The organism is Nemorincola caseinilytica, assembly GCF_039540515.1.
Lineage (GTDB): Bacteria > Bacteroidota > Bacteroidia > Chitinophagales > Chitinophagaceae > Nemorincola > Nemorincola caseinilytica.
Map to the genome: position 1 here is coordinate 287283 of NZ_BAABFA010000024.1, position 24790 is coordinate 312072.

General features: G+C 51.7%; 18 protein-coding genes. 4 read left to right on the top strand and 14 right to left on the bottom strand.

What is annotated here, in order from left to right; genetic code table 11:
• Positions 1-40: 40 nt before the first annotated feature.
• Both pckA and ABD843_RS15915 read right to left on the bottom strand, forming a co-directional pair.
• On the bottom strand, positions 41-1654 hold the full coding sequence (gene pckA / locus ABD843_RS15910; protein ID WP_345085409.1) for a phosphoenolpyruvate carboxykinase (ATP): 1614 nt from the start codon (positions 1652-1654) through the stop codon (positions 41-43).
• A 198-nt stretch (positions 1655-1852) separates the two neighbouring features.
• Positions 1853-3043 carry a pyridoxal phosphate-dependent aminotransferase gene (locus ABD843_RS15915; protein WP_345085413.1) on the bottom strand — a complete coding sequence of 397 codons (1191 nt, stop codon included), beginning with the start codon at positions 3041-3043 and terminating at the stop codon, positions 1853-1855.
• A 183-nt stretch (positions 3044-3226) separates the two neighbouring features.
• Here ABD843_RS15915 and ABD843_RS15920 point away from each other — a divergent pair, with 183 nt between their 5' ends.
• Complete coding sequence (locus ABD843_RS15920) at positions 3227-6418, top strand: tail fiber domain-containing protein (protein ID WP_345085417.1); 3192 nt, start codon at positions 3227-3229, stop codon at positions 6416-6418.
• Between the two features lie 109 nt (positions 6419-6527).
• Here the strand turns inward: ABD843_RS15920 and ABD843_RS15925 are convergent, their stop codons facing one another.
• Complete coding sequence (locus ABD843_RS15925) at positions 6528-7835, bottom strand: hemolysin family protein (protein ID WP_345085420.1); 1308 nt, start codon at positions 7833-7835, stop codon at positions 6528-6530.
• 202 nt (positions 7836-8037) lie between these two features.
• On the opposite strand from ABD843_RS15925, the gene ABD843_RS15930 reads away from it, so the two are divergent.
• Entirely contained in the window at positions 8038-8625 is a 588-nt protein-coding gene (locus tag ABD843_RS15930; RefSeq protein ID WP_345085423.1) for a hypothetical protein, read from the top strand.
• A gap of 2 nt (positions 8626-8627) precedes the next feature.
• Here ABD843_RS15930 and ABD843_RS15935 read toward each other — a convergent pair whose 3' ends face one another.
• The 7 genes from ABD843_RS15935 to metG all read right to left on the bottom strand — a co-directional run bounded on the left by ABD843_RS15935 (position 8628) and on the right by metG (position 17704).
• On the bottom strand, positions 8628-9095 hold the full coding sequence (locus ABD843_RS15935; RefSeq protein WP_345085426.1) for a hypothetical protein: 468 nt from the start codon (positions 9093-9095) through the stop codon (positions 8628-8630).
• Positions 9092-11323 (bottom strand): T9SS type A sorting domain-containing protein, encoded by a 2232-nt coding sequence (locus ABD843_RS15940; protein ID WP_345085429.1) that lies wholly within the window; start codon positions 11321-11323, stop codon positions 9092-9094. The genes ABD843_RS15935 and ABD843_RS15940 overlap by 4 nt, the downstream gene beginning before the upstream one ends.
• A 333-nt stretch (positions 11324-11656) precedes the next feature.
• The gene (locus ABD843_RS15945; protein ID WP_345085432.1) at positions 11657-12625 is read right to left on the bottom strand and encodes a polyprenyl synthetase family protein; all 969 of its coding nucleotides are present in this window, start codon (positions 12623-12625) and stop codon (positions 11657-11659) included.
• On the bottom strand, positions 12626-14659 hold the full coding sequence (gene rnr, locus ABD843_RS15950; protein WP_345085435.1) for a ribonuclease R: 2034 nt from the start codon (positions 14657-14659) through the stop codon (positions 12626-12628).
• A gap of 169 nt (positions 14660-14828) precedes the next feature.
• Positions 14829-15218, bottom strand: coding sequence for a HEPN domain-containing protein (locus ABD843_RS15955; RefSeq protein ID WP_345085439.1), 390 nt, complete (start codon positions 15216-15218; stop codon positions 14829-14831).
• Positions 15215-15532 (bottom strand): nucleotidyltransferase domain-containing protein, encoded by a 318-nt coding sequence (locus ABD843_RS15960; protein ID WP_345085442.1) that lies wholly within the window; start codon positions 15530-15532, stop codon positions 15215-15217. Before ABD843_RS15960 ends, ABD843_RS15955 begins: the two co-directional genes overlap by 4 nt.
• A 54-nt stretch (positions 15533-15586) precedes the next feature.
• Positions 15587-17704, bottom strand: coding sequence for a methionine--tRNA ligase (metG, locus tag ABD843_RS15965; RefSeq protein ID WP_345085445.1), 2118 nt, complete (start codon positions 17702-17704; stop codon positions 15587-15589).
• A 151-nt stretch (positions 17705-17855) separates the two neighbouring features.
• Between metG and ABD843_RS15970 the strand changes: the two genes are divergently transcribed.
• Both ABD843_RS15970 and ABD843_RS15975 read left to right on the top strand, forming a co-directional pair.
• Positions 17856-19076, top strand: a complete 1221-nt coding sequence (locus ABD843_RS15970) for a trans-sulfuration enzyme family protein (protein WP_345085448.1) — start codon at positions 17856-17858, stop codon at positions 19074-19076.
• Between the two features lie 148 nt (positions 19077-19224).
• Positions 19225-20220, top strand: a complete 996-nt coding sequence (locus tag ABD843_RS15975; RefSeq protein ID WP_345085451.1) for an amidohydrolase family protein — start codon at positions 19225-19227, stop codon at positions 20218-20220.
• 5 nt (positions 20221-20225) lie between these two features.
• Here ABD843_RS15975 and ABD843_RS15980 read toward each other — a convergent pair whose 3' ends face one another.
• From ABD843_RS15980 to ABD843_RS15995, 4 genes are all read right to left on the bottom strand, one after another.
• Entirely contained in the window at positions 20226-21578 is a 1353-nt protein-coding gene (locus ABD843_RS15980) for a T9SS type A sorting domain-containing protein (protein WP_345085454.1), read from the bottom strand.
• 12 nt (positions 21579-21590) lie between these two features.
• Positions 21591-22301 carry a carboxypeptidase-like regulatory domain-containing protein gene (locus ABD843_RS15985; RefSeq protein ID WP_345085456.1) on the bottom strand — a complete coding sequence of 237 codons (711 nt, stop codon included), beginning with the start codon at positions 22299-22301 and terminating at the stop codon, positions 21591-21593.
• 100 nt (positions 22302-22401) lie between these two features.
• Positions 22402-22701, bottom strand: coding sequence for a hypothetical protein (locus ABD843_RS15990; protein WP_345085459.1), 300 nt, complete (start codon positions 22699-22701; stop codon positions 22402-22404).
• An 85-nt stretch (positions 22702-22786) separates the two neighbouring features.
• Positions 22787-24565, bottom strand: a complete 1779-nt coding sequence (locus tag ABD843_RS15995; RefSeq protein ID WP_345085463.1) for an ATP-binding protein — start codon at positions 24563-24565, stop codon at positions 22787-22789.
• Between the last annotated feature and the right edge of the window lie 225 nt (positions 24566-24790).

Consider the following 24790-nt stretch of genomic DNA (forward strand, 5'->3'; position numbering starts at 1 on the left):
ATCAGCCACTCCCTTTATTTACTCATTCCAATATGCTTCTTTATGCATTCTCCAGCACTTTGGGTGCGGCAGAGCGTATCTCTTCGTTAGCTTTGTCGGCATACTTAGCGAAGTTGTTCACGAACAGTTTCGCCAGTTCGTTAGCCTTCTTGTCATATGCTTCCTTGTCGGCCCATGTGTTGCGTGGGCTCAGTATCTCGGCAGGTACGCCAGGTACAGCAGCTGGCATCAGCACACCGAATACAGGATGCGCCTCATAGCTTACATTGTCCAGTTCGCCCTTCATGGCGGCAGTTATCATAGCGCGTGTGTAGCTCAGTTTCATACGGTGACCTACACCATAAGAGCCACCGCTCCAGCCGGTGTTCACCAGCCATACGTTCACATCGTTGTGCTCTTCCAGTTTCTTGCCCAGCAGTTCTGCATATTTAGCAGGGTGCAGCGGCAGGAACACACGGCCAAAGCATGCCGAGAAAGTGGTCTGCGGCTCAGTAACGCCTACTTCTGTACCGGCCACCTTTGCAGTATAGCCGCTTATGAAGTGGTACATGGCCTGTGCCTTTGTCAGCTTAGATATAGGAGGCAGTATACCGAACGCATCACACGTCAGGAAGAAGATGTTCCTGGGCTGGCCGCCGAAAGATGGTTCTTTCGCGTTCTCTATGAAGTTGATGGGGTATGCAGCACGGGTGTTCTCTGTTATTTTGGTGCTGGCATAATCCACTTTGTTGGTGCCTTCGAAGAACTCGATGTTCTCCAGTATGGAACCATGCTTTATGGCACGGTATATCTGTGGCTCTTTCTCTTCTGTAAGATCTATACATTTAGCGTAGCAGCCACCTTCGAAGTTGAATACCGAGGTCTCGCTCCAGCCATGCTCGTCATCACCTATCAGGGCGCGGTTGGGGTCGGCGCTCAGCGTCGTCTTACCCGTGCCGCTCAGGCCGAAGAACAGGGCCACATCGCCATCTTTACCTTCGTTGGCCGAGCAGTGCATGCTCAGTACCTTGTGGTCGTGCGGCAGTACGAAGTTCAGCACACCGAAGATGCCTTTCTTCATTTCACCGGTATAGCCCGATCCGCCTATCAGTATCACGCGGCGGGTGAAGTTCACTATCGTGAAGTTGGCCTGGCGTGTACCATCCACTGCGGGGTCGGCCTGGAAGCCGGGTGCCTGCAGTATCAGCCAGTCGTGGTTCTGTGTTTCTATCTCTGCAGTTGTAGGGCGCAGGAACAGGTCGTTGCAGAACAGGTTGGCCCATGGGGTCTCGTTCACTACGCGTATGTTCAGGCGGTATTTGGGGTCGGCGCAGGCATATGCATCGCGTACCCATACTTCGCGGCCACCCATATAGGCGCACACTTTATCATACAGCTTGTCGAATGCATCGGGTGCCATAGGGATGTTCACATCACCCCAGTCCACGCTGTGTTCTGTTATAGCATCCTTCACTGTGAATTTATCCTTAGGGGAGCGGCCGGTGAATTTGCCTGTGCTTACGCACAGTGCGCCGGTATCATTGAGCACACCCTGTCCCAGTTCCAGTGTCTTGTTCACGAGCTCTTCAGGGGAGAGGTTCCAGTGCGCTGTGCCGACATTCAGTCCGAGCGAGCTGAGATCGAACGACGGATTTTTTCTGCCAAATTCCTGCATAGATTATTTTTTTATTAAGATTTTTTCAGGCGACAAAAGTAATGCATTAAGCTGAAAGAACGTGTATTAATTTTTCCACGCCAGCAGGTTAAATACCAGTATATATTCCTTTATTTTTCTTCGTAAGATGTATGTATATACCCACATTCAATTCATAGGCATATGCTTCGGGGTGTGGTATAGCGTATAAGTATATCTCTATGAGAGCTTTGCCAGCGCCATAGCTACCCGGGTCATGGCTTCGTGCAGGTTCTCCATCGATGTTGCGGTAGAGAAACGTATACAATCGCCATTGCCGAAAGCACTGCCGCATACACTGCTCACATGCCCCTCGTGCAGTAGGTACATGCTCATGTCCATATCATTATTTATGACGTGTTCGCCATAGCTCTTCCCAAAGAATGAGCTTATATCGGGGAAAGCATAGAACGCTCCTCCCGGCATGCTGGCCTTTACACCCGGCATCTGGCGCAGGGCATTTATCACATGGTCGCGGCGTTCGCGGTAGGCTGCCACCATCTTTTGGGTAGGACCCAGGTCGCTGAGCAGTGCCGCCACCGATGCGCGCTGCGCTATCGCGTTGGTGCCCGATGTGAACTGTGCCTGCAGCTTGTCGCACGCCTGTGCCAGTACCCTGGGTGCGGCCATATAGCCTATACGCCAGCCGGTCATCGCAAAGCCTTTCGACATACCATTTATCACCACCACTCTGTCCTTCATCCCGTCGAACTGGGCTATGCTCTCATGTCCGCTGCCAAAGTTGATGTACTCATATATCTCGTCGCTGATGATGGTGACCTGCGGGTGTCTTTTGAACACCTCTGCCAGCGCTGCCAGCTCGTCTCGCGTATACACCGAGCCCGTGGGGTTGCAGGGCGATGAAAAGATGAACAGTCGTGAGTTTGGGCTTATCGCCGCCTCCAGTTGTTCCGGTGTCAGCTTGAAGTCCGTATCTATGCCGCAGGGTAGGTACTTCACCTCGCCGCCTGCCAGTCGTGCCAGGTCGGCATATGTCACCCAGTAGGGTGTAGGTATCAGCACCTCGTCGCCTTTGTCTACCAGGCAGTGTATCGCATTTGCCAGGGATTGCTTCGCCCCTGTAGATACCACTATCTCGTTCGGCGCATAGTCCAGGTTATTGTCGCGTTTCAGTTTTATGCTTATGGCCTCCTGCAGCTCGGGTATTCCCGCTACCGGGGTATACTTGGTATATCCTGCATTTATGGCCGCTATGGCTGCCTCGCATATATGGTCGGGGGTGCGAAAGTCGGGCTCGCCCAGGCTCAGGTCTACTATATTTATTCCCTTGGCTTTCAGTTCACGGCCCAGCTTGGCCATCTTTATCGTTTGGGGTTCCGAGAAAGAATTAAGTCTTTCAGCTAATCTCATTTCCTATAGAAAATATTAGGCTTACAAACCTACATGAAAAACATGAGAATAGGTTAAAGAGGCAAAAGTCTTTACAGCTTGTCCGGATCGTATTTTCCCGGATACCTTATTCAGCTTTTGTATTAGTGATATTTTATTGTATGTTTGGTGGCAATGCATTATACTGTCAAATAAATACATTTTATGAAACAATACCGCACCATTTGCCTGCTAGTAGCTGCCATGATGGCCCACAAGGCACATGCCCAGGGCATAGCCATGAATACCGATGGCGCTCCCGCCCATAGCTCGGCCATGCTCGATGTCGCCTCTACCACGCGTGGCCTCCTTGCCCCCCGCATGACCACCGCCCAGCGCGATGCCATCCCCGCACCCGCCACAGGCCTGCTTATATACCAGGTAGATGGCACTGCGGGTTTCTACTACTACAACGGCACTGCATGGACCGCCCTCAGCGGCGGTAGCAGTGGCGGTGCGCACTGGGATATCTCCGGTGCCAATATATTCAATGTCAATCCCGGCAATGTAGGTATCGCCATCACCGACCCTGCTGCTACCTTACATACCACTGGCAATGCCATCATAGCAGGTGGTATGGGCACTACCGTATCGGCCGTAAATGCAGTGGCTATGAACCAGATGAGCAATGCAGGAGGTCTTAACTCGGTAGCTGCAAGTGGGGGTACCACTACAGCGTCTGGCGAAAATGCTACTGCCATGAGCTATGGCATCGCATCGGGGCTCACTTCAGTGGCCTTAGGGTCTTCCATTTTGGGAAATTCCCGTGCCCAGGGCCCTCTCTCGGTGGCGCTTGGTGGTGGTTATGCGGTAGGTATCAACAGTGTGGCCATCGGTACTGAGGGCAATATTTTCTCGTCTATCGCAAGTGGCGATAATTCCACCGCCCTGGGTGGTGGTACTGCTAGTGGTACCAACTCGGTGGCTATTGGTGTTGCACAAGGTACTGTTACTTCCAATGCATTGGGTAGTTATTCTACCGCTATAGGTGGCGGTTATGCTGTCGGTACCAGCGCTGTGGCCATAGGTGGTTCCACCGCACAGGCCGAAAATTCTACGTCCATAGGTTTTGGCGCCGAAGTGCTTACCGAGGCCTATCAGAGTTTAGCTATCAATTTTGCTACGACCCGGGCTCCGCGGTCTGTTGCCATAGGTGGTTCGGTCCTCTCTTCGGCCAATACTACCGGTACTTATGCAATGGCCTTGAGTGGCGGTAATGCGGGCGGTGAGAATTCCTTCGCCGTAGGTACCGATGGTATGCATATTTCTTCGGCCATGGGCAGTTTTGCTACAGCTATGAGTGGTGGTATTGCAGATGGGTATAACTCGGTAGCGCTTGGCGGCAACGAGTCGTTTACCAATTCTCATGCTTCAGGAGGTTTTGCTACTGCAATAGCAGGTGGCAATGCCTCTGGTATGGGTTCGGTCGCACTTCTCAATGGCCATGCCGATGGGTATAAGGCATTTGCGGTCAGGGGCATCGCCACCGGCAATTATGCTACCGCTATAGCTGGTGGTTCGGCATCGGGCGATGGTTCTATAGGCATCGGTTTAGGTATAGCAGAGGGGGCAGGTTCCATCGCATTGGGTAGCAGCGCTTCCGGACTATCATATGCCAGTGGCCATGAGTCTGTGGCCATAGGTGGCGGCCAGGCCAGCGGAGTGGGCTCTATAGCATTTAGTGGTGGCAATAGTTATGGTATCCGTTCTTTTGCTATGGGATCTGTCAATGACTACCCCACAACTAATTCAGAGGCTTGGGGAGTGCATTCTATAGCTATGAATGGTGGCCGTGCCTACGGCGAAAGTTCCTTTGCCTTAGGGGGCATTACTACCTCCCCGGCCAGTTCTTCCGTAGCTATTGGCAACACCTCTGTTGCCTTCTCCCCATACTCTATGGCGTTGAACGGTGCCGTCACCAATGGCGAACATGCCGTAGCCATTGGCGCCAGCGACATGGTACAAAGTGATGCTGCCGGTTCATTTGCGATAGCAATGGGCGGCGGAATGGCAAATGGTAATAATTCATTTGCGGTCGGCAGTTATAGTACCGCCCAGGGCAGTGATGCTATATCTTTGGGTAACAATGCATTGGCCAGTGGCTCTAACTCCATATCCTTAGGTCGTCATCTTTTCGCTTCACAGGCTACCGGCGATTTTTCTACAGCGCTTGCCGGCGGCCGTGCTTCCGGCCCCTTTTCCGTAGCTATTGGCACCAACGAAGGTGGTGTTCACCTCCCATCTTTGGCAACTGGTATGTTCGCTACGGCTATCGGCGGCGGTACTGCCAATGGCGTCGCCTCTGTGGCCATAGGCTGGGGACAGGCAGATGCCGATCATTCTGGCGCGTTCATGGGTGGTCAGGCCAGTGGCTATAATGCTATTGCAATAGGTACCGATGGCGCCAGCCCATCAGTTGCCACAGGCACTGCCGCTACAGCTATAGGTGGGGGCAGCGCACAGGGCAACAATTCTGTTGCCATAGGTCCTGGCTCTTCGGCTTTAGGCGCGCGTTCTATTGCGATGCTCGGCGGTTATGCCGAAGACAATTCATGCGCGATAAATGCCACAGCTAGCAATAGTTCATTTGCAGTGAATGGAGCCAATGCCAGCGGCATTTCGTCTATTGCGATGAATAGTGGCATCGCCAGCTACGAATATGCAATAGCCTTGGGTGGTACAGCTACCGGGTATGGAGCGGTTACCATTGGATCTTCAGCGGTCGCAAGTGGGTTAAGGTCGGTCGCTATAGGCGAATATATATCTACCAATGGAAAAATGGGAGCCTTTGCGTTCGGCGATGTTTCTACAGGTACATCTACCGCCAATGATGCCGACAACCAAATGATGATGCGCTTCGCCGGTGGTTATAAACTTTATACCGATTCTAATGCTACAGTAGGCGCACAAATGGCCCCCGGTGGCAATAGCTGGAGCACCATCAGCGACCGCAGGAAGAAAGAGAACTTCAGCGCGGTAGATGGAGAAGCATTCCTGAAGAAAATAGCCGCGTTCTCCCTTACCAGCTGGAACTATAAGGGACAGGATGCTGCCATACACCGCCACTATGGCCCTATGGCGCAGGACGTTTACGCTGCCTTCGGCCACGATAGCTATGGTACCATCGGAAACGATACCACCATCAACCAGGCCGATATGGAGGGCATAAGCCTTATTGCCATACAGGCACTGGAAAAGCGTACACAGGAGATAGCCGTACTAAGGGCAGAAGTAGAAAGGCTAAGGAACGAGAACCGCGACCTCAAGACCATTGTTTCTGAGCAGAACGCCAGCCTCCGCAACGAGATAGACCAGCTTCGTGCCGAGGTACGCGCAGGCAATATCTCTGCAAAATGATCGGCTGTACAGATATCAAGCCCTCTCTTTCATCATCCGGATGGGGTTCAAATAAAATGGTGTGCATCTCTGCACACCATTTTATTTTTGTTGTATATACCGTGACTCCTTATTCTTCCTCATTTTTCTCTTTTCCTTCCACCCTCGTCAGCATTATCTTGTCTATGCGCATGCCATCCATATCTACCGCCTCTATCCTGAACTCCATCCACTCGAACTGCTCGCCCAGCGCAGGTATACGCGCCGCCAGGTGCAGTAGCAGCCCTGCCACGGTATTGAAGCTCTGCTCGGTGTCCATCCCATCTTCATGGCTTATACCGAAGTAGTTCAGCAGCTCGAAGTAGGGGTACTGCCCATCTATCAGCCAACTGCTCTCATCCCTTTGCACTATGTTGTACTCCTGCATCATATTTTCCGATACATCTCCCACCAGCGCATCCAGTATATCATCCATCGATATCATACCCTGCAGGCTGCCATACTCGTCCACTATCATGGCATGGTGCATTCTGTACGCCCTGAATTTCTCCAGCAGTATATAGGGCTGTGTGCTCTCATGCACTATCAATGGCTTTTTCACGAATTTGTCCAGCCCGAAGCTACCCGCCGCCAGGTCTGCCGCGAACATTTCCTTCACATTCACCACACCCAGGAATTTGTCCAGCGTACCATCTGCCACCGGGTATATGGAGTGGGTCTCGCGCTCTACCTTCTTCCTTACCACATCCACGCTATCTTTTATATCGAACCACGCTATCTTGGTACGGTGCGTCATCAGCTCCGATACCTTCCTGTCTCCCAGCGCAAATACCCTGTCCACTATGCTGTGTTCTATGGCCTCTATCTCGCCCACATCGGCGCCCTGGCGCACTATGGCCTTTATCTCCTCCTCGGTCACTTTGCCCTCCAGGTCGTCCTTTATACCGAATATTCGCAGCACTATATCATTGGTCACGGTCAGCAGCCAAATGAAGGGTGCCGCTATCATAGATACCACATTCATAGGCCGCGCCACGAAGGTGGCTATCGTTTCGGGGAACAGCAGGCCCACGCGCTTGGGGATCAGCTCGCCGAACACTATAGAGAAAAAGGTGATGATGATGACAACGCACAGCACCGCCAGCGAATGAGCATATGGCTGCAGTGCATCTATCCGTTCCAGCGCGGCCTGCAGGTCTGTCGTCATTTTCTTGCCGCTGAATATACCTGTAAGTATACCTATCAGGGTAATGCCTATCTGCACCGTAGAAAGGAAGCGGGTAGGGTCGTTGGCCAGTTCCAGGGCCTTTTTCGCATTAGCGTTGCCCCGTTTGGTGGCAGCCTCCAGCTTGAACCGCTTGGAGGAAATAAGGGCTACTTCGCTCATAGAAAAAATTCCATTCAGAAGTATAAGGAGTAATATGATGATGATCTCCATAGTGTGGTGTCGTTAATGCATCTGTCGAACAAGCCTATCCTGCCCGGTCTGTACCAGTTACCAAAGATAGAGAGTTGAAAAAACATAAAAGAATAAAGAAGCATACCCGTTCGTACAAGATCTATGGATACTGCTCTTCCCGGCCTGTTTCTGCTTTACAGCACGCACATTCTACTTCCTTAACCTTACTTTTACCGTTGTAATGGAGTACTTCTTTGTTTTCCTGGCGTCGTTGTTGGTAGATATAGTACCCTTCATAGGGCCACCCGCATGGACCGTCATGGTATTCTTCCAGATCAGATACGGGCTGGATATATGGCTCGTACTGGTGCTGGGCGTTGCAGGTTCTGCATTTGGGCGTTATATCCTAAGCCTGTATATGCCTGTGGTGTTCGGTGGGGTACTCAGTGAGCAGAAGAAGCAGGATATACAGTTCATTGGCGAAAAACTATCGGGCAATAGCTGGCGGGTACGCCTGTTCGCGTTGCTGTATACCCTCATCCCGCTGCCATCTACGCCTCTTTTTACTGCTGCCGGTATGGCGCGTGTGGGAGTGGGCAATATCATACCGTCCTTCATAGTAGGTAAATTCATCAGCGATATGGTGATGGTGCTCACCGGCGATTATGCAGCCCGAAATGCCATAGATATCACCGAGGGACTGGTGACATGGAAAAGCGTATCGGGTGTGGTGCTGGGTGTGCTCATATTGCTGGCGTTCTTCTGCATAGACTGGCGCTACCTGCTACAGAACAAGCGTCTCCGTTTCGACTTCCGTATCTGGAAGTGAGGCTATTTCATTCGTCTGCACTTTGTGGCAAGGCGCTTTTTGCGTGCCAGTTTTTTTAATTGCTTGTCAGATAGCTTATCGCGTACACCGCAATCCCATAGCTCGGTCATGGGGTTGCGCACTTTTATCATGTGCATCATTTCAACTTGTGTTGGCGGCTCTTTCAGTGCGCTGTATTCTTTTTTTGTCATGCCCAGGAAGGCAATTCGCTCCGATACGCCCGCACTTGCTATCCAGTACCCGTTGCCCAGCCGTACCGGCGGCGGCTGACCGGCCATATCTGTAGGAGCAGGGTAGTAGGTGAGCTTGCTGCCATCGGCCGAGAGTTGTACCGCCACCAGCTCTTTTATGTCCGCATCGGTCTTGTACACTATGGTATGGGGTAAAGCTTGCCCCGGCTGTGCAAAGGCCGGGGCAATGCTGTAAGCTAGCGCACTTATTGCCAGCGATAGTGGTATCAAGAGCCTCATTCGGCGATGTTTATCTTTTTGGTGATGGTACCCTTATCGGTAGCGAGCTGTATCATATATATACCCGGCGCCTGCCCTTTTACCGGTAGCTGCATGCTGGATGCATTGGGGTCGGCAGGGAATTTTCTTAGTACTTTCCCGGTCACGTCCATCAGCAGTACTTCCGATACCTTGTGCCGGTTGAACATCACTGTCAGCAGATCCTTTGCAGGGTTGGGGTAAACGAATACATCGTTCTTCATGCTTTCCAGCATGGGTATATCGGCAGCATCGCCCACCTGTACCAGCCTGGGGTTGTCATAGTTCTTGCTGCCCGTGGTATAGAACTCTCCTATGCCATCGTATTTATGCTGTATCTCCAGCGCGTACAGGCCATTGGGTGCGCTCAGTGTAGCCAGGTCGAACCACACTATGTTATATTCATATGCCGCTATGCTCACACCGGTGCGTGTCTGTATAGGGTATACTGTACCTGTGCTCAGGTCCACCAGTTGTGCGCGTACCCATCCGTAGAAGTCGTTCCAGCCCCAATTGTTGATGTTAGTGCCTATAGATACGGCATCGCCCGTATGCATAGGCAGGCCCGATGCTATCTCTATAGTATCATACAGCCTCATATCGGTGTCGTTCTTCACATCCAGTGTGCTGTAGTTGTGTATGGTGCCATTGTCACCTATGGGGGTCCATGTACCGGCACCGGTATTGCGGTACATCAGCTTTAGGGTATACGTCTTAGGCAGCAGGTTGGTCATACCTGTGCTGCCGAAGGTGAGCATGGCCGAGCTGTCGCCTGCCGCTACCGACACTCCTGTCAGCGTGGCCACAGTGCCTTTCAGTGTAGTATTGTCATATACCTGCGCGCATACATCCCCGTTAAAGGGTGTGCTTCTGCTGTTCAGTATCTTGGTCTGCAGCGAAAAAGCCTTGCCATAAGGCAGCGGTGTGCTGTTCATATGCATTACCGGGCGTTTTAGCTTTATGTTGTCGGTATAGGCAGGGTATGTATCGGGTTCTATGCCTACCGTTGCGGTCTGCATCATGTTATAGTTGCCGCCGCTGCCACCGGTGCCTAGTACGGGTGGCGCTACATCATCTACCGAATAATAGCCGTTGGGCCCTGCACCGCCCCATCCCCAGTTGAAATGGAAAAAATCATCGGTGGACCTGTAGCCGTCGGCCACCCATGCATGCCCGCCCGATGTGCCATCGTTGCCTGTGTAGATAAATGGTCTGCCGGCATCCAGCTCGGCTTTCAGCGAAGATATCCATATGGCAGATGGTATGGACGGTATGGGGTAAAAGGTGTACATATAGTCTCCTTCGCGAAGCAGGCCATGTACCGTAGGCTTGTAGTGGAAATAGGTCTTGAACGCATATTCGCTGCTGTTGACATAGCTGGAGTAGTGCGAGACCGGCCACGCACCACTACCGCCCGATGCAGCAGTACCGTAGCGCATGTTCACACTGATGCCGCAGTGCGACATCAGTGTGGCTATGGCATTGTTGGCGATGCTTATAGAATTGGGCATCGATGACCATTGGTAGGTAGTAGCGCCGAAATCGGCTGTGAGTGGCCCATAGGTCATGTCCTCGTATGTGTGCATGCCATCGCCCATCACCGGCCAGTTCCAGAATTTCATTACCTGTGCCATGGCCGTGGCCACGCAGCCGGTCACGGCCAGCGAACTGCCTATGCCGGGGCATAGGGCATTGTAATTGGGGCTCTGGTTCCACAGGGTAGTGAGCATGGGCGCTACCGATGTAGTTCTGGCCGCGGTTGGTGCGGCAGCTACTATCTTCAGTGACGCCCATTTCTCTGCAGTGCCCACTTTAGGGTCCAGTTGATGAGTTACCACATATTCGATCTGTCGCTTGTACCAGTTCACCCACACTACTGCTGCCGGGGCTACCTGGTCTATGTGGAAAGATGCTTCATCGGAATAGGCAAGCACCGGGGCCACCCTGTCGTCTCCCGATACAAGTACGAAACCCTGCCCGTTCTTTATATTGAAGACATATAGGTCTGCCACCGTTCGCCCGTCTATCTGCGATACCGGGGCATACGATAGCGCCAGGTCATCGGGTGTTTTCACGTTCTGCACGCCTTGCCGTACCAGGTAGTTGCAACCTATGGTGCGGGCGGTGGTCTCATCTACCGTTTTTGCAAAAGAATGGAATGGTAAAAGCGCCAGCAGTAGCGCCGGGATGCGGAGGAAGGGTCTTTTCATTTTATCGGGTTTTATTGTAGAGAAATAATATTCTGAACTAGCTGCGGTCGGGTGCTTAATGGAGCTCTTCTTCTGATCTTATTCTTTTATAAGGTATGCGATATGTGCTGATCCTTAGATACGTTATAATACCAAATATATGGAAAAAGTGCGAATGGGTAATAAGATAATTGGTCGTTACCATCACTTTTTTGTGAATGGTCTTACCACGCCCCGAAAGTTCAACTTTTGGTAAGAGTCATTAGCAGGCATGGACGGTCCAGGGCAACACATAGCCAGCCCTGAGGCTTACCGGCCACAGGGTATGTCATGTTTTAAGGAAGATCGCTGTTGTTATTTATCCCTTACCAGCAGGTAGCGGGCCAGCTCGCGCAGTGGTTCTTTGCGCACAGTGGGTATGGCCACATCTTCCAGGTTGGCAAATGCAAGGTCAGCGTAATGGGTCATTGCATCCCGGCATGCCTTGTCGGCGCCAGTGGCAGTGTATAAGGCCAGCATGTCTGCTACTTTTTGGTTGCCGGCATCGGTGGCCAGCAGTTGTGCTATCTGTGCTTTTTGGTCGCCTGTAGCATTCTCCTGTGCTTTTAGCAGCAGGTATGTCTTTTTATTGGCGCGTATGTCGCCGCCGTTCTGCTTGCCTAGTTTTGCAGTGTCGCCAAATGCATCCAGCAGGTCGTCCTGCAACTGGAAAGCTATGCCCATATTCTTGCCGAAGTCGTATAGCTTGCGCGCATTATCGCCCAGCGCACCACCCGTCAGTGCGCCTATCTTCAGGCTGCATGCCAGCAGTACCGATGTCTTCAGTGTTATCATGGTCAGGTACTCCTCTATGCTCACATCGTTACGGGTCTCAAAGTCCATATCCATCTGCTGGCCTTCACATACCTCTATCGCCGTCTTGTTGAATAGCTGTATCACCTGCGGCAGGTTCTTGCGTACATGTGCCAGTTGCTCATAGGCATATATGCACATCACATCGCCGCACAGTATGCCTGCCGTCATGCCATATTTGTGGTGCAGTGTAGGCTGGCCCCGGCGCAGCGGGGCCTTGTCCATTATATCGTCATGTATGAGGGTAAAATTGTGGAACAGCTCTATGGCATTGGCGGCATACCATGCGTCATCTCCTATGGCGTCGAACAATTCGCAAGCCATAAGGCAGAGCACAGGGCGCACACGTTTGCCACCCAGGTGCAGCAGGTAGCTGCACGGCTCGTATAGTGCTGTAGGCTGGTCGGGGAAGGGTAGGGAAGATGTGAAACGGCTCTCGAAGGACCCTGTAAGGTCAGAGAATGACTGCATTTATTTACGTTTTTTTGATGTTCTGCTTTTTTCGTTCTTTGCGGGTCTGCCACGTTTTATGGCCCCGCCCTTCCTGGCGCTTTGCGGGGTCTCTGCCAGTGCATAGTCTATTTGCCTTTTCACCAGGTTGGCGGCCACTACGCGCACTTTTACCTTGTCGCCCATGGCAAATCGCAGGCCGGTGCTGCGGCCTACCAGCGCATATTCGTTCTCGAGAAACTCGAAGTGGTCTATGTCATTCAGGTCGTTCACCGGTACCAGTCCCTCGCATTTATGCGCCACTGTTTCTGCCCAGAAACCGAAGGTGGCCACACCGCTTATCACCGCCTCGAATTCATCGCCCACATATTCCTGTATGTATTCTACCTGCTTGTACTTATTGGCGGCACGCTCTGTCTCCATGGCACGGCGTTCCTGGTCAGAGCAGTGGCGGCATTGAGCCTCCAGGTTCTTTATAGGGTGTATACTGGTGGTGAGGCACTGCTGCAGTATGCGATGCACCAGTACATCGGGGTAGCGGCGTATGGGCGATGTGAAGTGACAGTAATGCTCGAAGCCGAGACCATAATGCCCTATGTTCTCGGTAGTGTATACGGCCTTCGCCATGGTGCGTATGCCCAGTTGCTCCAGTACATGCTGCTCGGGTTTGCCCTGTACGCTCGCCAGCATCTTGTTGAAGGAGCGTGCTATGTTCTCGGGTGTTGTGAGGTCGAACCTGATACCGAAGTGTGCCGCGAACACGGTGAACATTTTCAGCTTGTCCTCGTCCGGCACATCGTGTACGCGGTAGGGAAAGGGTACTGGCTTGTCCTTGTTCCTTATATTGCCCACATACTCTGCAATGGTACGGTTGGCCAGCAGCATGAATTCCTCTATCAACTGGTGTGCCTCTTTGCTCTCTTTTACCACTATGCCTATGGGCTTGCCGGTCTCGTCCAGCTTGAAGCGCACCTCCTGTGAAGAGAAATTTATAGCCCCCTTGCTGAAGCGTTCGGCACGCAACGCCTGTGCCATGCCGTTCAGCAGCATCAGTTCTTTTTTGTGATCGCCGTCAGCACCTTCTATCATTTCCTGCACGTCCTCGTAGGCAAAGCGGCGGTCGGAGTGTATCACTGTCTTGCCTATCCAGGTATCTTTTACCTTACCTTGCTTGTTGATGGTGAATATGGCCGAGAAGGTATACTTATCCTCGTTGGGCCGCAGCGAGCACAGCTCGTTCGATAACCGCTCGGGCAGCATGGGCGATACCCTGTCGGGCAGGTACACGCTCGTAGCGCGGCGATAGGCCTCCTTGTCCAGCAGTGAGTCCGGCAGTACATAGTGGCTCACATCGGCTATATGCACACCCACTTCGTACCAGCCACCTTTCAGGGCCTTGAAGGAGAGCGCATCGTCAAAGTCCTTGGCATCCACAGGGTCAATGGTCATGGTGAGGGTACCGCGCATATCGCGGCGCTGCTTCAGCTCTGCCTTGTCTATACCTTCAGGGTAGCGCGCGGCCTCTTCCAGCACATCATCGGGGAAGGAGAGGGGAAAGCCGTTCTCTACCAGCAGGCCCTGCATGGCTATCTCGTTCATGCTCTCGTCGGTCAGCACGCTTACCACCTCGCCTACGGGGTTCTTTGTTTTGCCCGTCCATTCTACTATACGCACCATGGCATGATCGCCATCTTTTGCGCCGTTCAGCAGGTGCAGGGGTATGTATATGTCCACCGGCATCTTTTCACTGTCGGGTATCATAAAGGCAAAATGAGGATGTACCTCTATATGCCCGCTGAATTCTGACTGCTTGCGGTGCAGTATGGCAATTATCTCGCCTTCCTGTCTTTTATTGTTGTCCCTGTGGCCGCGTACTTCTATGCGCACCTCATCTCCGTTCAGCGCGGTCGACATCCTGTCGGGCCGTATCAGTATATCCTTTTCCAGGCCTTCCACTATCACAAAACCCATTCCTCCACGGCTCACTTCCAGCCGGCCGGTATACATTTTCTTACCGGTATCGGGGCTCTTGTTCTTCTTCGTTCTCTTTGACATTATGAGTATAAAGATACGGCTAAATAAGCTATGGCATTTATAAGTAGCCGTGAAGAAAATATCATATTTATGCTTTGCACGTCTTTTGCAGAAGTGGTCTATGCTTAAGATAATAGATAACTGACCACCGGGAGAAATGATCTTTGAAGGAAGGCGCCCATACCGCTTATCATTTATTTATTTCTGTTTCTATAGCAGTTATCAATTCCCTGGCGGGAGCTAATAGTTTCAATACATCTTCTCTTTCATATTCTACAAGGTCTTCGTAGTCGGCATCTTGCCTCATTTCGAAAAGCGTCATGTAAAATGCTCCGATATGCTCCTTTATGATACTTGTTTTGATAAAATGCAAGCTGAACAACCGTTGCACACCACCATGGGTCTTTGTTTCCTGTCCGTTCTGAAACAGCAAAGCTGTAACGGCATAAAAGCAAGCATAATAAAGACGATTTACAGCAGTGTTCCAAAGCTCGTTCTGAATATGTATCTCCGTTTCATTGAGTGTCTTTTTAGCTTTGGTGAGACGTCTGGCTACTATTTCCTGATCATTTGATCTCATAACACTATGCCATCTTTTGCAACGTTCTTGTAGAAGGGGGTCACTGAGCGCTCTGCTTCCCATTTTTTTCGTGGGCATAGGAAAGGGCTAATGAGAATATCCCTTTCAACCTGTATGTGATACAATGGATAACCGATACGCTTCCTGTCCTCAAAAGTGATCTTATCCTTGTCCAGCAGCACCAGAATGTCTATGTCAGAATCAGCATTATGGTCGCCACGGGCATACGAACCATACAAAATAAGCGTTGCATACGGGTCGGTAGCCAGCACGGAGCGCTTTATTTGTTGTAATATCTGATCGGTATCGGGCATAGCCAAAGTTACCTATTTCTATGAAAAAGATAACGATTTAGCATAGTCTATCGTTTACCTCACCTCTCCGCCATTATCGGCCGTTTCTAACGGCGATGCGAATATCAGCCTGCCATCCAGGTTCTGGGCCATCAGTATCATGCCTTTGCTCTCTATGCCTCTCATTTTGCGGGGCGCCAGGTTGGCCACTACGGTCACTTGTTTGCCCACTATCTCTTCGGGCTTGAAGTGCATGGCTATACCCGATAGCACGGTGCGGATCTCATAGCCTAGGTCCAGTTCCAGCTTCAGCAGCTTGTCTGCCTTTTCCACTTTCTCGGCCTTTAGTATGGTGGCCACACGCAGGTCTATCTTGGCAAAGTCGTCTATGGTTATCTCGGGTTTTGGCGGCAGGTGTTTTGCGGCCTCTTCTGCGGCAGGAGTTTCCTGTGGTGCGGTAGTGTTGTTATTGTCCATAGCGGGTGTTGTTGCTTTTTTCAGGTTATTGTGCAGTTTCTCTACTTGTGCGGCCACTTCTGCGTCCTCTATCTTCCGGAAGAGCAGCTCGGGCGCGCGCAGCGGGTAGTTGGTCTTCAGCAGGGTGATGCTGCCGGCATTCTCCCATTCCAGCATGCGGTCCACCACCTTCATCATATGGCACATCTTCTGTGCTGTAAAGGGCAGGAAGGGGTTGGCCAGTATGGCCAGGTTGGCCGTTAGCTGCAGGCACAGGTGCAGGCAGTTATCTATCAGTTTCTGGTTGTCGGGGTTAGTTTCCAGTGTCCTGGCCACTATCCATGGTTCCTTGTCCTGCATGTACTTATTGGCCTTGCGGGCCAGGTCTATCACCTCGTACAGGCCATCACGGAACTTATAACCCTCTATACAGTTCTGCACACTTATCTTGGCATTCTGTATCTCGGCTATCAGCGCATGGTCGGCAGCATCCATCACATCGGTATGCAGTGCAGGTACACGGCCATTGCACAGCTTGTGCATCAGCACAAAGGCCCTGTTCACAAAGTTGCCGAACACCGATACCAGCTCATTATTGGTCCTGTCCTGGTAGTCCTTCCAGGTAAAGTCGTTATCCTTTGTTTCGGGCGCATTGGCGCACAGCACATACCGCAGCACGTCCTGCTGGTCGGGCATGTCCTTTATGTATTCATCTACCCATACGGCCCAGTTGCGCGATGTAGATACCTTCTGCCCCTCTATGTTCAGGAACTCGTTGGCGGGCACATTATCAGGCAGCACAAAACCCCCATGCGCCTTCAGCATAGATGGGAATATGATGCAGTGGAACACTATATTGTCCTTGCCTATGAAGTGTACCAGCTTGGTATCATCCTTGCACCAGTAGTCGCTCCATTGCGGGGTCAGCTCTTTGGTAGCGCTTATATAGCCTATCGGCGCGTCGAACCATACATACAGCACCTTGCCGTCTGCGCCCGGTATGGGTACAGGCACGCCCCAGTTGCTGTCGCGGGTCATGGCGCGGGGCTGCAGGCCGCTGTCTATCCAGCTTTTGCACTGGCCATATACATTGGCCTTCCATTCGTCCTTCTTGCCATCTGTTATCCACTCCTTCAGCCAGCCCTCATATTTGTCCAGCGGAAAGTACCAGTGCTTGGTCTTGCGTTTAACAAGCGGACCGCTGCTCAGTGCGCTGCGTGGGTTTATGAGTTGCTCCGGTGATAGGGTAGAGCCGCACTTTTCGCACTGGTCGCCATAGGCGTTCTCGTTGGCGCATACGGGGCAGGTGCCCACTATATAGCGGTCGGCCAGGAAGGTGTTCTTCTCCTCGTCATAATATTGCTCGCTCTCGCGCTCCTCGAAGACACCATCATCGTACAGTTTCCTGAAGAAGGCCTGCGAGGTCTCATGGTGTATCTTGTTGGATGTGCGCGAATATATATCGAACGATATGCCCATCTGGGCAAAGCTGTCCTTGATAATGGTATTGTATTTGTCCACCACATCCTGCGGGGTTATACCCTCCTTCATGGCGCGGATGGTGATGGGCACACCATGCTCATCGCTGCCGCAAACGAATTTCACATCCCTTTTCCGGGCGCGCAGGTAGCGAACATATATATCGGCAGGCAGGTAGCAGCCCGCCAGGTGGCCTATATGTACCGGCCCATTAGCATAGGGCAGCGCAGCGGTCACCAGGTATCTCTTGAATTCCATACAGGGTGCAAGATAAACAACAGTTGTCAGTTTATGAGGAGTGCATCTGCCCGGTAGTATCTCACTATTCACGGTCATACTTCATAATTCATCATTCATAATTCATACTTCATCATTTATTACCTTTATACCGCTCATATCTTTCTCCAAAATGAAAATAGAAACATCTACAGGTTTCGATACCGTCTGCATCCGTGGCGGCCATGTTACAGAAGGGCACCGCGCTCATCTCACCCCCATATATGCTTCCAGTACTTATGTGTTCGAGAGTGCCGAGCAGGCCATATCGGTGTTCAAGGGCGATGAGAAAGGCTATGTATATAGCCGATGGGGCAATCCTACCATCACCGAGGCCGAGGAGAAGATAGCCCTGCTGGAGGCCTACAAGCTCACCAACAGCAATGGTACGCCCCTGCAGCTCAAGGCCATATTGCATGCATCGGGTATGGCGGCCGTTACCACCATGCTGCTGGGCAACATAAAGTACGGGCAGAAGCTCATCACGCACCAGTCGCTGTACGGTGGTACGCACGAGCTGATAGAGAAGATACTGCCCGGGCTGGGCATACAGTCCATCATTGTCGATTTTCACGATATCAATAAGGTAGAGGACGCTTTGAAGGCCGACGGCAATATCGGCCTCATGTACCTGGAGACCCCTGCCAATCCCACCTTGCAGTGCATAGACCTGGAGGCGCTATCATCGCTGGGCAAATCTTATGGCCTCACCGTATGTGTGGACAACACTTTTGCCACGCCCTACCTGCAGCAGCCCTTCAGGTATGATGTTGATTATGTCATGCACTCCACTACCAAATTCCTCAATGGCCATGGCACTGCCATCGGCGGTGTGGTCATAGGCCGCGATATAGAGAAGATGGAGGGCCCCATGACCAAGACGCATCGCCTGCTGGGCGGCAATAGCAATCCGTTCGATGCTTTCCTGCTTACTAACGGCCTGAAGACCTTTGGCATTCGCATGGAGCGCCATTGCAGCAATGCAGCAAAAGTGGCAGCTTTTCTGGAGCAGCACCCTGCTGTAGGTACGGTCAATTACCTGGGCCTTGCCAGCCACCCCGATCATGCTACTGCCATGCGGCAGATGAAGAACGGCGGCGCCATGATGAGCTTTGAACTGAAGGATGGCTTCGATGCCGGGGTAAGTTTCATCAACAAGCTCAAGATGTGTACCAATGCGGTATCGCTCGGTACCTGCGATACGCTGGTATCGCATGCCCCGTCTACTACTCATATGGGTGTGGACAGGCAGCAGCGGCTGGCGTTCGGTATCACCGATGGCCTCATACGCATGAGCGTAGGTATGGAAAATGTTGAGGACATCATATCCGACCTGGACCAGGCCATGAAATAGGAGAGTCCAAATTTCAAATTTCAAATTCCAAAATTCAAAATTCAAAGGTCAAACTTCAAATAACAAATTCCAGATCTCAAATTTCAAAGCCTGGCTTTTCTACTTAATGACCAACTACTATCTACTAACTACTATCTACTAATAAAAAATGAAGATCGACATACATACGCATATCATGCCCGAGCATATTCCCAATTGGTTCCAGAAGTTCGGGTATGGGGAGTTCATAAGGCTGGAGCATCACAAGCCCTGCTGCGCACGCATGATAAAGGGTGACAAGGTGTTTCGAGAGATAGAGCAGAACTGCTGGGATCCTGCCACCCGCATGAAGGAGATGGATATGACCGAGGTAGGTAAGCAGGTGCTTTCTACCATTCCTGTGCTGTTCAACTATTTTGCGAAGCCCGAACATGCGCTGGAGACCTCCCGCTTCTTCAACGATCATATAGCCCAGTGCTGCGACCATCATCCCGACCGCTTCATAGGTATAGGTACAGTGCCTATGCAGGATGTGGATACTGCCATCAAGGAAATGGAGCGTTGCGTTACCGAGCTAAGAATGCCCGGGTTGGAGATAGGCTCCAACATCAATAACAAAAACCTCAGCGATACCTCATTCCATCCCTTCTGGGAAGCGGCAGAGCAACTGGGTTGCAGCATTTTCGTACACCCGTGGGAAATGATGGGCGAGAACGATATGACCCGCTACTGGCTACCGTGGCTGGTGGGTATGCCCGCCGAGACCAGCCGTGCCATATGCTCTATGATATTCGGTGGTGTGTTCGAGAAATATCCGAAACTGAAAGTGGCTTTCGCACATGGCGGTGGCAGCTTCCCCCTCACTATAGGCCGCATAGAACATGGCTATAATGTGCGCCCCGACCTCTGCGCCATAGACAATGCCGTGAACCCACGGAACTACATAGGCCGTTTCTGGATAGATGCCCTTGTACACGACCCCAAGGCGCTGGACTTCGTGGCCGATGTAATGGGGCATGACAAGATATGTATGGGCAGCGATTATCCCTTCCCCCTGGGAGAGCATCATCCCGGCAAGCTCATAGAAAGCATGGGCTATCCGCAGGATGTAAAGGAAAAGCTGCTCTACAGAAATGCTCTCGATTGGCTGGGGCTGCCTGCATAACTGGTCTACTGCAACACTATCTTCCTTCTTACCGGCTGCCCATTCACATGGGCCGATAGATAGTATATGCCGGGTGGTTGCGTCGAAAGGTCCAGCAGTATATTTCCACCGGTCTTCCCGGTTATGGAGAATGGTACTTTTCTGCCCACTATATCACTGATGCTGATATCCTCAATGGCCTTATCACAGTTGATGTGAAATGTGCCTGCAGATGGGTTCGGGTAAATGTCCAGGCTCGTTCCGCTCACATCATCCACAGCTCCTGTTACAGGGTCGTAGATGCATATGCCGAATGTGGCCCCGCCGGGTGCATTGGCATATGCGTTCTCGGCATGGTCGTACACTCTTATATAGTAGGTATTGCCCGCAGCCAGTGTTGTCAGCGCTATCGTCTCTGCCTGCCCGGTGCCATTGGCGTTCATGCAACTGCCTATCATGGTGGCAGTAGCGCATACCGTGCTGTATACTTCTACCACTGCGTCGAAGTTAGCGCCGCTCTGTACCCGCACATTCAGGGTGGGTAGGGTAGCGGTAAATGAGTACCACACATCCTTTACATTGCTATTGACACCACTGTTGCTGCAACTGCTGCTGCTCGTCATTATAGAGGCCGTTGCACCGCAGGTAGTGCCATTGGCAGGGGTACACATACTGCCCGGTACCAGTACCGCAGGTGCCGGCGGCCCATAGCAAAAGTCGTTGCCCGTGGTCGGCGAACAGGCCGATGTACTGCTGCAGCGGTACATATTCCCGGGGTTGTAGTAGTGGTCCAGTATCCAGGTATATGTCTGCCCAGCCAGTGCCCATCGCTGCGATCCCCACTGGCACATGCCCCGCCAGTGCCCTGCCGATGCCTTTCCGGCGCATACCGCATCGCCGGTACAGGGCCATGCGGGTGTGCAGGTGCTGCATCCCGTAAACCCATCGCCGCAGCCGAACCCGTTCGTCTCGGCAGCATATTCCGACCGTGCTATGGGGCCACCCACGCCTGTGCTCAGTATCTCCGATGCCGTAGCGCCCGCGGCCGCCTCGCATGCCGATGATGATGCCGCACTCCACACCTGCTTGCAGGTGGTATTGGCCAGGTCGTAGGTGCCATTATAAGGGTTGGCTACATAGTACGCCCCATAGCTGCGGTATGCCACAGATCCCGCTTTTAGCGACTCCACATTCCACGATGGTATCCATTCATCGTTCAGCCCCGTGCGTGCATAGGTCTCCAGGCTCATTACCTCTACCGTGCTGCATGCATTGCAGGTACAGTCGGTACCTACGCGTATGGTAGCGCCCGGTGTGCATTGTGCCGCCAGGAACCGGGGCAGCATTAAAAAGACAATGATGACAAGGAAAATTCTCATTCGTACAGTGGCTTAGGGTTCATATAGTTCGTGGTGTATCTCTCTTTTGGTAACTATAGTTTCGCTATGGCTTCCCGCTCCCTGCTTCATTCTTATGTTCAGTATCATATCGCCATCGGGCCAAAGGTCGAAGTGGCTGCGCTGTTCTGTAGTATATCCCTCCTGTGCGAAATGCAGTACATCCCTTCCCGTCAGTTCTGTCTTATTTGTAGGCAATGGTAATATCAGCCGGTAAAGGCCACCGCTGTCCGATACCGCGCTTGCCGAGCCATCCGCTGCTTTTACCGTCACATTGCTCAAAGGCAGCCCTGTCGCATCATCTATCACAAAGCCCGTTATCACCACGGCATCTGGGCGGTGTATGCTGCGCAGGTATTCGGGCGCCAGTTCTCTTACCCGCTCCTTGTTCACCAGCCTGAAGTTCACGTTCAGCGTTTGCTGCTTTACCTCCAGCCAGGTGCTCATCGCCTCATACCCATGTGCGATCACGGTCACATCGTACCTGCCATCGGGTATGGGCAGGGTAACAGTGCCATTGGCGGCTACCTGGCCTTGCTCAACCTTATAGGCAGTATCTCCATTCGCCTTGCTTGTTACCATCATATGTTCGGGTATCACCCTTATGCCTGTCTGTTCGTTGAAGAAACGGAAACGGAACGCGCTGCCCTGCGCATAAGCGCCGGAGCATACAAAAGCCAGTAGTAGCTGTAATAGTATCTTCATCCTTGTTCTCTGAGAGCGTATCGCGAAATTAGGACGAAGCCCCGCCACTATCGCAGGCAGGTTTTACACATAATTGTGGATAAGCATTGATGTATGAGGCTCACTGAATGGCGATGACAGTATAAAGGGGAGGGCCGTTCTCTACCATAGAGTGTGTGCCTACGGCTGTTATGGTCACTTTTTTGCCTATGGCCTTGTCCAGGTCCAGCTTGCTTTTCAGTACCATCCGGTCATTGGCTGTTACCAATATGTGCGTTCCATATTGGTATGTTGTCATTCCCTGCCGTTCCACTATGCCGGTGCGTACCACTATATCCGTCTCGCGATGCCTGCGGCAAGAAGCCAGCAATAGTATGAGAGCAGCTATAGAACAGTAAAGTACGATGGATATACGCTGCATGATGGAAGAATTGGTAGTTGTAATATGAACATAACGCAGAAAAACGAAATTTATTTCCGCATCCCTCATTCATAATTCATAACTCCTAATTCACCAACCTCATTGCCGCTACCTTTTCCAGCTTATTGCGCAGGTCGTTCAGGCTTACCGGTTTGTACAGGTGGTCATCGAAGCCTGCATCTACTATTCTCTGCTGCTCTGTTACCGATGCGGTAAAGGCCACGGTATATGTCCGTGCTTTTACGGGGTCTTTGTCAGAGCGTATCTTGCTTACGGCCTCATATCCGCCCATCACAGGCATATGCAGGTCTACGAATATGGCATCGAAATCGCTGGCTATGAAAGCCTCATATGCTTGCTTGCCATTCTCTACTATCACCGGTTCTATCCCCAGCTTTTGCAGCTGTTTCTTTATTATCATCCGGTTTATATTGTTATCCTCGGCTATCAGCACCTTTACATGGCCCATGTCTCCGGTACCTTGCGACAAATGAGGTAGTTCCGGCTCCAGACCTGCCGCAGCTATCGTAAGCGGCAGGGTGAAGAAAAAGCGCGACCCCTTGCCGGGTATGCTTTCCAGGTTTATCTTACTATTGAAAAGTAAGAGCGTCTGCTTTACTATGGCCAGCCCCAGACCCGTGCCGCCATACTGCCTCAGTATATGCGACCCTGCCTGCGAGAAGAGGTCGAATATTGCTTCGTGCTTGTCGGCAGGTATGCCTACTCCCGTATCTATCACTGAGAACATTACATCCATGCCGCTGGCCGTTCTGCCGGCCAGTTCCAGTTTTATGGTCACACTGCCCCTGTCGGTGAATTTTATGGCATTGCCCACCAGGTTGTACATCACCTGTGCCAGCCGGGTAGGGTCGCTCACTACCGTCATACCTGTTATGCGCTGGTCTACGTCCATTACCAGGTCCAGCTTGCGGCTGCTGGCTCTTATACGCATCACGTCGGCTATGTCCTTTATCAGTTCCGATAGTACAAAAGGGGCCGAATCCAGTACCAGCTTGTCCGAATTGAGTTTGTTTACATCCAGTATGTTATTGATGAGCGATAGCAGGTCGTGTGCCGATAGCTGCAATATCCGCAGGTTCTCTTTTTGCCGTTCTTCCGGCTTGTCCTCTATCAGCAGTTCGGTTATACCCACTACCGAGTTCAGCGGTGTGCGCAGCTCATGCGACATGGTGGACAGGAAGTTGGTGCGCGATGTTGCCAACTGGTTGGCCACTGCTATAGATGCGGTCAGGTCTTTGTTCAGCTCTTCCTTCTCCCCAAGATTCAAATGAAAAGCCCTGAAGAACAGGTAATGCGACACCGCTATGGACACAAAGTTCAGTATCACTATTATCTCGAAACCCGGTGATGCGAGTTCCTGGGCAGTATTGGCCGAATAGATATCAGTGCTTCCCCTGAATAGCATCAGTATCACCACCGGCAATGTGCTGGTGATGGTATAGATGACCCCCCAGGTGCTGCCAAGCGCAAAGAAGCTGCTCATCAATACCATGAACACGAACTGGATAGTGACCAGGTTGATCTTGTGGGCGAATACGAAAATATTGGTCCACACTATGGCCACGCCCAGCAATATCATCACATGGGTGATGACCTTCAGGTGAGCCGGCCTGTACAGCAGCCATTTCACAAGCCCTACATACAGACACAGCGCCACTACGGCCCGCGATACCTGCATCGTTTGTCCGAAACCTATGCCCATGCCCACCACTATGGCGGCTTTTGCCACAGAGAACATGAGTATGGTATAAAGGATAGGTATACGCACGCGGATAAAACTATCCGGCTCTGCGTGTTCGGCTTTTTTCAGCGACCAGTTGAAGAAGGGTAATGGGTTGTTCATGCTGTGTTACACGGGCATAAATATACCATTCTAATTTTATAAAATGTTGATCGCCCTTATGTAGTACGAACTACGCACATGTGTGTGCCTGCTTTTTGCCATGTACTGCTTCGTGGCTTCTTATCACTTGCCATTGTGCAGGTTGTAGCGTGTTTTTATTGGCTTTTAAATATCCGCGTATTATCTTTGTGACATACATTCTCACATATAATAAAAATTCATCCG